11 protein-coding genes are annotated in these 13,056 nt (G+C 73.5%); 6 read left to right on the top strand and 5 right to left on the bottom strand.

Annotated elements, in window-relative coordinates; genetic code table 11:
* Positions 1 to 38 precede the first annotated feature (38 nt).
* From Plo01_RS31795 to Plo01_RS31785, 3 genes are all read left to right on the top strand, one after another.
* A complete protein-coding gene (locus Plo01_RS31795; RefSeq protein ID WP_203894438.1) occupies positions 39 to 935 on the top strand; it encodes an alpha/beta hydrolase in 897 nt (298 codons plus the stop codon).
* Positions 936 to 1,014: 79 nt separating this feature from the next.
* Complete coding sequence (locus tag Plo01_RS31790; protein ID WP_203894437.1) at positions 1,015 to 2,853, top strand: ABC transporter ATP-binding protein; 1,839 nt, start codon at positions 1,015 to 1,017, stop codon at positions 2,851 to 2,853.
* Positions 2,850 to 4,565, top strand: coding sequence for an ABC transporter ATP-binding protein (locus tag Plo01_RS31785; RefSeq protein WP_203894436.1), 1,716 nt, complete (start codon positions 2,850 to 2,852; stop codon positions 4,563 to 4,565). The genes Plo01_RS31790 and Plo01_RS31785 overlap by 4 nt, the downstream gene beginning before the upstream one ends.
* A gap of 49 nt (positions 4,566 to 4,614) precedes the next feature.
* Here the strand turns inward: Plo01_RS31785 and Plo01_RS31780 are convergent, their stop codons facing one another.
* A complete protein-coding gene (locus tag Plo01_RS31780) occupies positions 4,615 to 5,214 on the bottom strand; it encodes a phosphoribosylanthranilate isomerase (protein WP_203894435.1) in 600 nt (199 codons plus the stop codon).
* 138 nt (positions 5,215 to 5,352) lie between these two features.
* Here Plo01_RS31780 and Plo01_RS31775 point away from each other — a divergent pair, with 138 nt between their 5' ends.
* Positions 5,353 to 6,297, top strand: a complete 945-nt coding sequence (locus tag Plo01_RS31775) for an adenylate/guanylate cyclase domain-containing protein (RefSeq protein WP_373871743.1) — start codon at positions 5,353 to 5,355, stop codon at positions 6,295 to 6,297.
* Positions 6,298 to 6,378: 81 nt separating this feature from the next.
* Here Plo01_RS31775 and Plo01_RS31770 read toward each other — a convergent pair whose 3' ends face one another.
* A complete protein-coding gene (locus tag Plo01_RS31770) occupies positions 6,379 to 8,010 on the bottom strand; it encodes an AMP-binding protein (RefSeq protein ID WP_203894433.1) in 1,632 nt (543 codons plus the stop codon).
* 134 nt (positions 8,011 to 8,144) lie between these two features.
* On the opposite strand from Plo01_RS31770, the gene Plo01_RS31765 reads away from it, so the two are divergent.
* Together Plo01_RS31765 and Plo01_RS31760 are read left to right on the top strand one after the other, a co-directional pair.
* The gene (locus Plo01_RS31765) at positions 8,145 to 8,732 is read left to right on the top strand and encodes a TetR/AcrR family transcriptional regulator (protein WP_203894432.1); all 588 of its coding nucleotides are present in this window, start codon (positions 8,145 to 8,147) and stop codon (positions 8,730 to 8,732) included.
* 157 nt (positions 8,733 to 8,889) lie between these two features.
* The gene (locus Plo01_RS31760) at positions 8,890 to 11,043 is read left to right on the top strand and encodes an MMPL family transporter (RefSeq protein WP_203894431.1); all 2,154 of its coding nucleotides are present in this window, start codon (positions 8,890 to 8,892) and stop codon (positions 11,041 to 11,043) included.
* A gap of 120 nt (positions 11,044 to 11,163) precedes the next feature.
* Here the strand turns inward: Plo01_RS31760 and Plo01_RS31755 are convergent, their stop codons facing one another.
* From Plo01_RS31755 to Plo01_RS31745, 3 genes are all read right to left on the bottom strand, one after another.
* The gene (locus Plo01_RS31755; RefSeq protein ID WP_203894430.1) at positions 11,164 to 11,628 is read right to left on the bottom strand and encodes a deaminase; all 465 of its coding nucleotides are present in this window, start codon (positions 11,626 to 11,628) and stop codon (positions 11,164 to 11,166) included.
* Complete coding sequence (locus Plo01_RS31750; RefSeq protein WP_203894429.1) at positions 11,625 to 12,317, bottom strand: RibD family protein; 693 nt, start codon at positions 12,315 to 12,317, stop codon at positions 11,625 to 11,627. Before Plo01_RS31750 ends, Plo01_RS31755 begins: the two co-directional genes overlap by 4 nt.
* A 134-nt stretch (positions 12,318 to 12,451) precedes the next feature.
* The gene (locus Plo01_RS31745; RefSeq protein ID WP_203894428.1) at positions 12,452 to 13,036 is read right to left on the bottom strand and encodes an NADPH-dependent FMN reductase; all 585 of its coding nucleotides are present in this window, start codon (positions 13,034 to 13,036) and stop codon (positions 12,452 to 12,454) included.
* Positions 13,037 to 13,056 lie beyond the last annotated feature (20 nt).

Raw genomic sequence — 13,056 nt, 5'->3', positions numbered from 1 at the left:
GGATGATCTCGCGGGCCACGGCCGTGAGGATGGCCGACATGGATCCCGAACTGGAAGTGTTCGTCCCCCTGTTCCCCCGGGCCGACCTGACCGATCCGGTCACCGAGCGCGAGAACCTCGCCCGGCTGGCCGGGGCGGTGGCGGCGCCGGACACCTCGAACCTCGAAATCGAGGACCGCACGGTCCCCGCCGACCCGGGCGTGCCGGTGCGGATCTACCGCCCGCACCGGACCCAGGGCGCCGTCGTCTGGCTGCACGGCGGCGGATTCGTCATGGGCGACCTGGACACCGAACACCCCTGGGCCGCGCGCCTGGCGGACGCCTCCGGCGCGACGGTGATCTCGGTGGGCTACCGCCTGGCGCCCGAGAACCCGTTCCCGGCCGCCCTGGACGACGCCTGGGCCGTACTGAACTGGACCGCCGAGAACGCCGCCGAGCTCGGCGTCGACCCGGAGCGGATCGCGGTCGGAGGCCACAGCGCCGGTGCGAACCTCGCGGCCGCGACGGCGCTGCGGGCACGCGACGAGCAGGGACCGCCCATCCGTTTCCAGCTGCTCAACCAGCCCGGGCTCGACGACCGCCAGCAGACCTGGTCCCAGCGGAACTTCACCGACACCCCCTGGATGAATCGCGACAAAGTCACCGCATCGTGGCGGCACTACCTGGGCGCGCGACCCGCCACCCCCTACGCCGCCCCGGCACGGGCCGCCGACCTGTCCGGCCTGCCCCCGGCCTACCTCGCCACCGCGGAACTCTGCCCCAGCCGCGACGAGGGCATCGACTACGCGCTGCGGCTGCTGCAGGCGGGCGTCTCGGTCGAGCTGCACCAGTGGCCCGGCACCTTCCACGGCTCGCAGGCGATCCTGTCCGCCGAGGTGTCGCAGCGGCAGCTCGCCGAACTCGGCGCCGCCCTGCGCCGCGCCCTGGCCGGGTGAAGCCCTCGCGGGCGGTCCCGCATACGACCCCCACCGGCCCGGCCGCGACGAGATCGACGGGAACGGAGACGGGAGAACGATGACCACCACCGACCTCGCCCCGGCGGCAGAACAGCCCGCGCCGCCACCGGACACCGGCTCCCCGGCGGAACAGAGCATGGCAGGACTGCTGCGCCCCCACGCGCGCGGTTTCGCCGCCGTCGTCATCCTGCAGGTGATCGGCGCCGTCGCAGGACTGGCGCCGCTGCTGGCGGTCGCCGAACTGGGCCGCGCCCTGCTGTCGCCCGGCCCGATCGACCACGGCCACGTCCGGACCGTCGTGGTCGCGGGCGCGGCCGGCCTGTTCATCCGGCTGCTGTTCACCGCCGCCTCATCCGGAATCGGGCATCTCCTCGACGGCCGGGTGCAACTGGCGTTCCGCCGCCGCCTGGCCGCCCAGCTGGGACGCGTGCCGATGGACTGGCTCTCCCACCGCCGGACCGGCGAGCTCGCCAAGGTGGTGGGAGAGGACGTGAGCGCGGTGCACCCCTTCATCGCCCACGCCCCCGGCGAACTCGTCTCCGCGTTCGCGGTGCCGCTGGTATCGCTGGTCTATCTGCTCACCGTCGACTGGCGGCTCACCTTGATCACACTGATCCCGGTGGCGCTGGCGGTGGCCCTGGTCCCCCTGATGATGACCCCCGCCCGGTTGCGCGAGCAGGAGACGCTCGACGCCGCCATGGGACGCATCGCGAGCTCCGTCGTCGAGTTCGTCCAGGGGATCTCGGTCGTCAAGGCGTTCGGCGGGACCGAACGCGCCCACCGCGCGTTCCTGTCGGCCGCGGACGATTTCGTCGGCGACTTCGTCCGCTGGGTCCGCGGCATGTCCCCGATCGCCGCCGGAATGCAGCTGGCGCTGTCACCGCCCTTCGTACTGCTGGTCGTGCTGACCGGCGGCACGGTTCTGATCACGACCGGCGGCATGGTCCCGGCCGACCTGCTCCCCTTCCTGCTGCTCGGACTGGGCCTGACCGCCCCGGTGGCGGCCCTCGGCCACGGCTTCGACGATCTGCAGAGCGCCCGGCGCGCCGTCGGACGGATCCGGGACGTGCTCGCGGTCCGGCCGCTGCCCGAGCCCGCGCGCCCGCTCGTGCCGCGGGGGCACCGGGTGGAACTGCGCGACGTCCGATTCGCCTACGAAACCGGCCACGAGGTGCTGCGCGGGATCGACCTGGCACTCGAACCGGGCACGATCACCGCGATCACGGGGCCGTCGGGAAGCGGGAAGTCCACACTGGCCCGGCTGCTGCCGCGGTTCTCCGACCCGACCCACGGCTCGGTCACCCTGGGCGGCGTCGATCTCCGCGATCTCGACAGCCGCGAGCTGTACCGGACGGTCTCCTTCGTCTTCCAGGACGTTCGCCTGCTGCGCGCGTCGGTCGCCGACAACATCGCACTGGCGGTGCCCCACGCCGGCCTCGACGAAGTGATCCACGCCGCCCGGCTGGCGAACATCCACGATCGGATCCTCGAACTGCCGCACGGGTACGAGACCGTGATCGGCGAAGACGCCGAACTGTCGGGCGGAGAGGCGCAGCGGATCTCGATCGCACGCGCGCTGCTGGCCGACACACCCGTCCTGGTCCTCGACGAGGCCACCGCCTTCGCCGACCCGCACACCGAACGGGCGGTGCGCCGGGCCCTGGCGACGCTGAGCGGCGACCGGACGATCCTGGTCATCGCCCACCGCCCGGAGACGATCGCCGACGCCGACACCGTCGTGGTGCTGGAGAACGGATCGATCACCGAGCGCGGCAGCCCCGCCGACCTGCTGGCACGGGACGGGAGGTTCGCCGCCTTCCGGCGATCCCACGAGTCGGCGACGACCGGCGAGACCGAAGCCCACGGTGACGCACCGCGAGGAGACACGACCCGATGATCCGAATGCTGCTGCGCGTGCTGGGACACGAGCACGCCCGGCCGATGCGCCGCACCGTGGCCCTGATGACGGCGACCGCGACAGCCGAGGGCCTCTCCTACGCCCTGCTGGTCCCCGTGCTGCGAGCGCTCTTCGGAGGCGACCCCGCGGCCGCCCGGCCCTGGCTGATCGCCTTCGGGGCCGCCATCGCGGTCTACGCGGCACTCCGCTACCTCAGCGACCTGTCCGGCATGCGCGTCGGGACCACGCTGCTGCGCGGCATGTACCACCGGCTCGGCGATCACCTGGCCCGCCTGCCCATCGGCTGGTACAGCCCCGGCCGGGTCGGCGAGGTGTCCGTCCTGGCCAGCCGCGGCCTCCTGGAGGCGATGGGCGTGGCGGCGCATCTGCTGGCGCCGTTCGTCTCCGCCCTGGTGACACCCCTGACGATCGTCGCCGTCATGCTCGCCTCCGACTGGCGGCTGGGCCTGGCCGCGCTGGCCGCCGCCCCCGTCGTGGCGGCGATCCAGATCTGGACGGCGCGCTCGGCGACCGCCGCCGACGCGGAACGCCACCGGCGCGACCACGAGGCCGCCGGGCGGGTCATCGAATACCTCCAGGCCCAGCCCGTGCTGCGCGCCGGCGGCCGGACCGGCGAACGCTTCGAGCTGCTCGACGGCTCACTGCGGGAACTCCAGCGCGCATCCCGCCGCACCGTGCTGTCGGCGCTGCCCGGCGTGCTGGGCCTGACGCTCACGGTGCAGGCGATGTTCACCCTGGTGCTGGCGCTGGGCGCCCACCTCGCACTCGGCGGGGACATCGGCGCGGCGGAGCTTCTGGCGATCCTGGTGCTCGCCGCCCGCTGCGCCGATCCACTGCTGTCGCTGTCGGACATCGCCGGCAAACTGCGCGGCGCGCGCTCCGTACTGGCCAGACTCGACACGGTGCTGCGCACCGAACCGCTGCCGGAGGCCCGCGAACCGATCCGGCCGGCCCGCCACGACCTGGAGCTCGACTCCGTCACCTTCCGGCACGGCGACCGCACGGTGATCGACGACGTGTCGCTGTCCGTGCCCCAGGGGCAGCGGCTGGCCGTCGTCGGCCCCTCGGGCGCCGGTAAGAGCACGCTGCTCCAGCTGCTCGCACGGTTCTACGACGTGGACGCGGGCGCGGTGCGCGTGGGAGGCGTGGACGTGCGCTCCATCAGCACCCGGGTGCTGATGGAGCGGATCGCCATCGTCTTCCAGGACGTCTACCTCTTCGACGGCACGATCGAGGAGAACGTGCGCCTCGGCCGTCCCGACGCCGACGACGCCGACGTGCGGGCGGCGGCGGCCGCCGCCCGGCTGGACGAGGTCGTCGAGCGACTGCCCGGCGGATGGGCGGCGAACGTCGGCGAGGGCGGCGCGCTGCTGTCGGGCGGTGAGCGCCAGCGCGTCTCGATCGCCCGGGCGCTGCTGAAGAACGCGCCCATCGTGCTGCTGGACGAGGTCACCTCCGCGCTGGACCCGGTGAACGAGGCGGCCGTCCACGAGGGCGTCGAGCGCCTGATGGCGGGGCGGACGGTGGTGATGGCGGCGCACCGGCTGCGGACCGTCCGGCGCGCCGACCGCATCGTCTTCCTGGACGGCGGCCGGCTCGTGGAGGAAGGCGGCCACGACGAGCTGCTGCGCCGCGGTGGCCGCTACGCCGATTTCTGGGAAGCCTCCCTGACGCACGCGGCGAGGGGATGAGCCGGAGTCGCCGCGCGGCTCCCCCGTCCCGTGGCGGCCCCGCGGGGCCCTATCCCGTGGCGGCCCCGCGGGCGGCGGCGACGAACTCCCCGATGCGCCCGGCGTCCTTGACCCCGGGCGCGCTCTCCACCCCGCTCGACACGTCCACCCCCCACGGGCGGGCCGCGGCGATCGCCCCGGCCACGTTCGCCGGGTCCAGTCCCCCGGCGAGCATCCAGCGGCCCGACGGGCGCCCGCGCACCGCCGCCCAGTCCCACGGCTCGCCCGAGCCGGGCCGGGGCGCGTCGACGATGAGCAGGTCCTCGTCGAAGGCCCCGCAGCGCAGGTCCACCCCCGCCGCCCCGGCGCGCACCAGCGTGAGGCCGAGGTCGCGCAGCGCGGTGAAGTCCTCGTGCGGATGGTCGCCGTGCAGCTGGACGGCGCGCACCCCCGAGGCCAGGGCGTCCTCCCGCATCTGCTCCGGACTCTCCCCGGCGAACACCGCCACGGTCAGCACGTGCGGGGGCACCGCCGCGGCCAGCTCCCGCGCCCGCTCGGGGGTGACCCGCCGGGAGCTGCGGGTGAGGACGAAACCGACCGCGTCCGCGCCCGCCTCCACGGCGGCCGCCACATGCCCGGGCTCGCGCAGCCCGCAGATCTTCACGTACACCCTGTGCAGGGTAGCGGCACCGCCGGGCTCCGGCGGCCGGGGCACCGGCCGTCCTGGCGTCCCGCGGCCCACGGGATGTATGGTGCGATTCCTCCCTTATGGGATTCACGGGAAGAGCTGACGACAGTCGAGGACAGGGTGGCCGACGATCTGGCGGGGGCGTTCCTCCGACAGCACCGCCGCTACACAAGCCGCCAGGTAGCCGCGATGACCGGCATACCGATGTACCGCGCGCGGCGGTTCTGGCGCGCCTTCGGCTTCGCCGACGTCGCCGACGACGCGGTGGAGTTCACCGACTCCGACGTCGAGGCGCTCCTGACCCTGATCGGCCTGGTGCGCGACGGGACCTACGACGAGGAGCACGCGCTCCTGGTGACCCGGTCGCTGGGCAGGGCCACCGCCCGGCTCGCGGAGTCGCAGGCCGTGATCGGCGTCGAGGCGCTCGACCAGGCCGGCGTCCCCCTGCGGGAGCGCGCGGACACCTGGCGCACGCGGGCCGACCGGGTGGTGCCGGACCTGGAGCGGCTGCTCGTCTACGCCTGGCGGCGGCAGCTGGCCGGCGCCGCGGGGCGCGTCGTGGACCAGGAGACCGGCACCGTACGGCTGGCCGTGGGCTTCGCCGACCTGGTCGGGTTCACCCGGCTGAGCCGCCAGATCTCCGAGAAGGAGCTGGCCGCCCTCGTCGAGCGGTTCGAGAGCCGCTCGGCCGACGTCGTCACCTCCTCGCAGGGCCGGGTGGTGAAGACGCTCGGCGACTCCGTGCTGTTCGTCGCCGACACCGCGGCCGTGGCGGCCGACATCGCCCTGCGGCTCGTGGAGGTCCACTCCCGCTCCAAGAACACGCCCGCGCTGCGGGTGGGGCTCGCGATCGGCCAGGTGATCGGCCGCATGGGCGACGTGTTCGGCACCACGGTCAACCTGGCCAGCAGGCTCACCGCCCTCGCCGCCGCCGACGCCGTGCTGGTCGACCCCGCGATGGCGGAGGAGCTGGCCGGCGACGGCGCGTTCGCGCTCCGGCCGATGGACCGCCTCGTCGTGCGAGGGCTGGGCGAGCTGGTGCCCTCCACCGTCACCAGAGGCTGACCGGAGGCGAGGGAGGGCTCGCACGGCGTCGCCGCGCGCCGGGACGGCCTCCCTCCTCCCCCGCCGGCGCGGCCCCGGCGGTCACGCCCCGGCGATGTCCGCCGCGTCGTGCAGTCCCAGCAGATCCACGGCCATGTCCCGCATCTCGACCTTCCGGATCTTGCCGGTGACGGTCATCGGGAACCCCTCCACCGGATGCACGTACCGGGGGATCTTGTAGTGCGCCAGGCGGCCCGCGCAGAACTCCCTGACCGCCTCGGCGGTGAGCGGCTCGGCGCCGGGGCGCATGACGATCCAGGCCATCAGCTCCTCGCCGTACTTCGCGTCGGGGACGCCGATCACCTGGACGTCGGCGATGTCGGGGTGGGTGTACAGGTACTCCTCGATCTCGCGCGGGTAGACGTTCTCGCCGCCCCGGATGACCATGTCCTTGATCCGGCCGACGATGTTGACGTAGCCCTCGGCGTCCATGGTGGCCAGGTCGCCGGTGTGCATCCAGCGGGCGGCGTCGACGGCCTCGGCGGTCTTGTCCGGCTCCTGCCAGTAGCCGAGCATCACGGAGTAGCCGCGGGTGCACAGCTCGCCGGGCTCGCCGCGGCGCACCGGCCGCCCGGTGTCGGGATCGACGATCTTGACTTCCAGGTGCGGCACGACCCGGCCGACGGTCCCGGTGCGGCGCTCCAGCCCGTCGTCGCGCCCGGTCATCGTGGACACCGGGGAGGTCTCCGTCATGCCGTAGCAGATGGCCACCTCGCTCATGTGCATCTCGCCGACGACCCGCTTCATCACCTCCACCGGGCAGGGCGAGCCGGCCATGATGCCGGTGCGCAGCGACGACAGGTCGTACTCCGCGGCCACCGCGAGCTCGGCGATGAACATGGTGGGCACGCCGTACAGAGAGGTGCAGCGCTCCTGCTGTACGGCCCGCAGCGCGGCCTCCGGGTCGAAGCCGGGCGACGGCAGCACCACGCACGCGCCGTGCGAGGTCGCCGCCAGGTTGCCCATGACCATGCCGAAGCAGTGGTACAGCGGCACCGGCAGGCAGACCCGGTCGGCCTCGGTGTACCCGAGCCCCTGGGCGACGGAGTAGCCGTTGTTGAGGATGTTGTGGTGCGACAGCGTGGCGCCCTTGGGGAAGCCGGTGGTGCCCGAGGTGTACTGGATGTTGATCGGGTCGTCGAAGGCCAGCGCGGCCGCCCGGTCACGCAGGGCGGCCGGGTCGGCACGGCGCCCGGCCTCCACCAGCTCGTCCCATCCGGGCTCGCCGACGAACACCACCGGCTCGAAGCCGATCCCGGCGAGCATCGCCCGGTAGTCGCTGCCCTTGTGCGCGACGGCGCTGATGAGCAGGCGCATGCCGGACTGGCGGACCACGTAGTCCAGTTCGTGGCTGCGGTAGGCGGGGTTGACGTTGACCAGGATCGCGCCGATCTTCGCGGTGGCGTACTGCGTCAGCACCCACTCGGCGCAGTTCGGCGCCCAGATGCCGACCCGGTCGCCCTTGGCGACGCCCCCGGCCAGCAGGCCGAGGGCCAGCTCGTCGACGGCGGCGTCGAACTCGGCGTACGTCCAGCGCCGGCCGGCGGCCACGTCCACCAGCGCCTCGCGGTCGGGGAAGCGCGCCGCGGTGCGCTCCAGGTTCTCCCCGATCGTCTCGCCCAGCAGGGGCGTGGTGGAAATGCCGCAGGAGTAGGAGAGCGGTGAGTGAGCCATGTTCCGAGCATCAGACAGAGCCGGTGACCGCGCCACCCCCCGTGCGGGGACACGCGATCTGAGGATTTCCCCCTGTGGGAACCATCACGGTCTCATTGCGACCAATATGGTCGCATAGCGTCTATTGTGGTCCTATGCCGCGTCAGACCCGGGAGCAGATCGATGAGGAGATCATCGACTGCGCCGCCATGTTGTTCGCCCGCCACGGTTTCCAGGAGACGTCGATCCAGCGCGTCGCCGACGCGGTGGGCTACTCCAAGAGCGGCCTGCTGCGCCACTACCCCTCCAAGGAGGCGCTGCAGGAGGAGGTCGCCGCCCGGTGCCTGTCCGAACTGCAGGACATCACCCGCCAGGCCGCCGGCCACGCTCCCGGGCCGGAACGCGACCGCGCCGCGCTGACCGCTCTGGCGCGGCTGGCGCTGCGCCGGCCGGGCTTCATCGCGCTGCTGCTGTCGATCCTGCTCCGCGACCTGCCGGACGGCACGAACGATCCCGGCAGCGGCGGGAGCACCCCGCTGGAGCCCGTGGCCGAGGTGATCGTCGAGGCGTTCCTGCTCAGCCCCGACACGGACCCGGGCCGGCTGGTCCGGGTCGCCGGCGCGGTCGGCGCGCTGGCGGTGGCCCGCACCGCGCTGGGCGCGCACCTGCCCTCCGACGCCCTCGGCCATCTCATCGGCGTCAGCTACGACGCCCTGGGCCACCCGGACCCCGCCGGCCGCTGAACCCGGGAAGAGCACGGCAGCCCCGTTCCGGCGGAGCCGCCGCGCCGGAGCGCGCCGGGACCTCACCGGACCGGAGCGCGGCCCCGACCCAGACCTTGCACCATCCAGTCCCAGACCCGCACGACTCACCGTCGTTCCCTATAAAAGGTGTCTCACAGTGGCGACTCTGCTCTACCGGCTCGGCCGGTTCTCCTTCCACCGGCGGGGCCGGGTGGTGGCCGTCTGGCTGCTGCTGCTGGCGCTGCTCGGCGGCGCCGCCGCGGCGTTCAGCGGCTCCACCAGCAGTGAGTTCACGATGCCCGGGACCGAGTCCCAGCGGGCGATGAACGTCCTGCGCCAGCAGTTCCCGCAGGCCGGCGGCGCGACCGGCACCGTCGTCATCGCCTCGGCCACGGCGGAGAAGCTGACCCCCGACCAGGTCAAGCCCGTGGTGGCCCAGGCCGCGGCCGTGCCCGGCGTGCTGGCCGCCGTCGACCCGTTCACCGCCCGATCGCTCTCCCCCGACGGCCGCTACGCCCTGGTCCAGGTGCAGTTCTCGGCCAAGGTCACGGATCTGACCGACGCCCAGCGCGAGGCGTACGAGAACGTCGGCGAGGGCGTGACGGGCCTGCGCGTCGAGCCCGGCGGCGAACCGGTCAGCGGCGGCGCGCCGGAGGTCGGCTCGTCCGAGGCGCTGGGCGTGCTGGTCGCCGCGGTGGTGCTGGTCGTCACCTTCGGCTCCCTGGTGGCCGCCGGCATGACGATGGTGAACGCTCTGGTCGGCGTGGGCGCGGGCATGGCCGGGCTGTTCGCCCTGACCGGCGTGGTGGAGCTCAACAGCGCCGCCCCGACCCTGGCGCTGATGCTCGGCCTGGCCGTGGGCATCGACTACTCTCTGTTCATCACCTCCCGCTACCGGCAGTTCCTGGCCGAGGGCATGGAGGCCCGCGAAGCCGCCGGTCGCGCGACCGGCACCGCCGGATCGGCCGTGGTGTTCGCCGGCGTCACCGTGATCATCGCCCTGGCCGGCCTGTCGGTGGTGGGCATCCCGTTCCTGACCGCCATGGGCCTGGCCGCCGCCGCCACCGTGGCCGTGGCCGTGGCCGTCGCGCTGACCCTGCTCCCGGCCGTTCTCGGCTTCGTCGGCGAGCGCGTCCTGCCCCGCAGGCACCGCACCGGGCAGGCCCGGCAGGCGACGCGGGAGGCGTTCGGGTTCCGCTGGGGCCGCCTGGTCATCCGCCTGCGCGTGCCGATCCTGCTGGCCGGGGTGGTGGCGCTGGGGGCGCTCGCGCTGCCCATGCAGGACATGCGCCTGGCCCTGCCCGACGCCGGCACCGCGGCCGAGGACTCCCCCGCCCGCCGGGCCTACGACCTGACCAGCGAGGGCTTCGGCCCCGGCTTCAACGGCCGCCTGATCGCCGTCGTCACCGCCGCCGACAAGGAGGCCACCACCGCCGCGGCCACCCGGGCCGCCAAGCTGATCACCGGCACCGAGGGCGTGCTCGCCGTCGCCCCGCCGCAGCTGAACGCCGCCGGCACCGCCGCGCTGCTGCCCGTCATCCCCACCGCCGGGCCCACCGACGCCGCCACCGAGGAGGCCGTCCACGCCATCCGCGACAAGGTCGCCACCGTCACCGGCGCCGACATCGCCCTCACCGGCGTCACCGCGATCGGCATCGACATCTCCGAGAAGCTCGCCGACGCGCTCCCGGTCTACCTGCTGCTCGTGGTCGGGCTGTCGGTCCTGCTGCTCATGCTGGTCTTCCGGTCCATCCTGGTGCCGGTCAAGGCCGCGGCGGGCTTCCTGCTCACCGTCGGCGCGACCTTCGGCATCACCGTCGCGGTCTTCCAGCAGGGCCACCTGGCCGACCTGGTCGGCGTCGACACCCCCGGCCCGCTGGTCAGCTTCCTGCCGATCCTGCTGATCGGCATCCTGTTCGGCCTGGCCATGGACTACCAGGTGTTCCTGGTCTCACGCATGCGCGAGGACTACGTCCACGGCGACACCCCGCAGCAGGCCACCGTCAACGGCCTGGGCCACAACGCCCGCGTCGTCACCGCCGCCGCCCTGATCATGATCGCGGTGTTCGGCGGGTTCGTGCTCATGCCCGACCCCATCATCAAGTCCATCGGCTTCGCCCTGGCCGTCGGCGTGTTCATCGACGCCTTCGTCGTCCGGATGACCCTGGTGCCCGCGGTGATGTCCCTGCTCGGCCGCTCCGCCTGGTGGCTGCCCCGCCGGCTGGACCGGGCCCTGCCCAACCTCGACATCGAGGGGGAGAGCCTCGCCGCCGCCTCGGCCGCCTCGCCGCGCGAGCACTCCCTCGTGTGAGACGCGCCCGCCGCTCCACCCGTGACGCGGCCCGGCCGGGAACCCCGGCCGGGCCGCGTCCGCCGTTCCCGGCCGGAGCGGACGCCCGCCGGAACCGCTGACGCGTCGGAGCGGGCGCGGTCACCGGCGGTCGAGGACGTGGGCGTTGACCCGGCGGACCGAGGCGGCCAGCTCGCCGATCTCGACGACCTCCGCCCCGCCCTCGCGCAGGGTCTCCACACCGCGGCAGTCGGCGAAGAGCGGCGGCTCGCGCAGGGCGAACACCACCCGTCCGATGCCGGCGGCCAGGATCAGCTCCGCGCACGGGGCCGGCCGGGACTTGCGGACGGTGCACGGCTCCAGGGAGCTGTAGACGGTGGCGCGGGACAGGTCGAGGCCCCGCCGGCCGGCGAGCTTGCTCAGCGCGACCTCCTCCGCGTGGTGGAGGGGGTCGGCCTCGCCGGTGTAGCCGGTGGCCAGCACGGCGCCGTCATCGCCGACGACGACCGCGCCGACGACGTAGCGGTCCGGGGCCGGAGGCGACAGCCGCGACAGCTCGATCGCCGACTCCAGCCACCGCCGGTCGTCCCGGGCGGGCCCGCTCATGCCGCACCGTACCGATCGGACAGCGCGTAACGCAGCAGTACGACGTCGTCGATCCGGACCACCTCGGCCAGGCGGGCACGGTGCTCCGAGGTCCACGGGAAGGAGCCGTCGCCCACGAACCGCGGGGCGCGGGAGTCGCCCACGAAGAACGGCGCCACGGCCAGTTGCAGCTCGTCGGCCAGGCCGCGGGCGAGGAACCGGGTGTGCGTGCCGGATCCGCCCTCGACCATGAGCCTGCCGACGCCGCGGTCGGCCAGGTCGCCCAGCACCCGCGCCAGATCGACGGGGTCGCCGGCGTCGACGACGCCGGCCAGGCCGCCGACGTTGTGGCGGGCCTTCTCCAGCGCCGGCGTCGCGGCGTAGACGATCACATCGGCCTCGTCGGCCGTGAAGAACTGCGCGCCGGCGTCGAGGTCGCCGCTGCCGGTCACGGTGACCTTCGCCGGCGTCTCCGGCAGCCCGCGCGCGAGGCGGGCCTCCCGGCGCTCCCGCGAGCGCACCGCCAGCCGGGGATTGTCGGCGCGCAGCGTCCCCGAGCCGACCAGGATGGCGTCGCAGCCGGCCCGCTGGGCGTCGACCCGGTCGAAGTCGGCCTCGTTGGACAGCAGCAGCCGGTTCTCACTGGCGTCGTCGATGTAACCGTCGATCGACACCGCGCAGCTCAGCAGCACGTACGGCCGCTTGCTCATGAGCGATGACCCCCTGAATGCGGATGTCCGGCCGCCGCGTCGGCACGGCGGCCGGGCGCGCGGCGGGGCCGTGCGGCGGCGTCCGAGCGGCCCGCCGTACGGCCCGAAGCCCGCGACCGCGAGCAGTACAGCAGCTAGGAGCGGTACATGTCCATGTGGTCGCGCCCGCGCACGAGCTTCATCGCCTGGCTCCAGGCCGCCAGCTGGTCCAGCATCGTGGTCAGGGGCTGCTCGTGGTGGGCGGCCGGCTGGAAGGCGGAGAAGTTCTCGAAGTCGGTGAACAGCGACAGCGCCACCTGGGTGCGCACGGTCGCCACCTGCAGCTCGGCCATGATCAGGCGCAGCTGCTCGACCGCCCGGGTGCCCCCGGCGCTGCCGTACCCGACGAAGCCGGCGGCCTTGTTGTTCCACTCGGCGTACAGGTAGTCCAGGGCGTTCTTCAGCGCGCCGGAGGTGGAGTGGTTGTACTCCGGGGTCACGAAGACGTAGCCGTCGAACTCGGCGATCCGGGCGGCCCAGCGCTTGGTGTGCTCGTTGTTGTACTGGCCCATCGAGGGCGGGACCGGCTCGTCCAGCAGCGGCAGGCTGTAGTCGGCGATGTCGACCAGCTCGAACTGCGCGTCGGTGCGCTTGGCGGCGAAGTCGTAGACCCATTGGGCCACCGCCTGCCCGATGCGGCCGGGCCGGGTGCTCCCCAGGACAATCGCGATCTTGACCATTCCCTGCTCCTTTTACGAAG

The sequence above is a fragment of the Planobispora longispora genome, assembly GCF_016863135.1.
GTDB classification, from domain to species: domain Bacteria; phylum Actinomycetota; class Actinomycetes; order Streptosporangiales; family Streptosporangiaceae; genus Planobispora; species Planobispora longispora.
The sequence above is the reverse complement of the archived record's forward strand: the minus strand, read 5'-3'. Positions and strand labels throughout refer to the sequence as shown.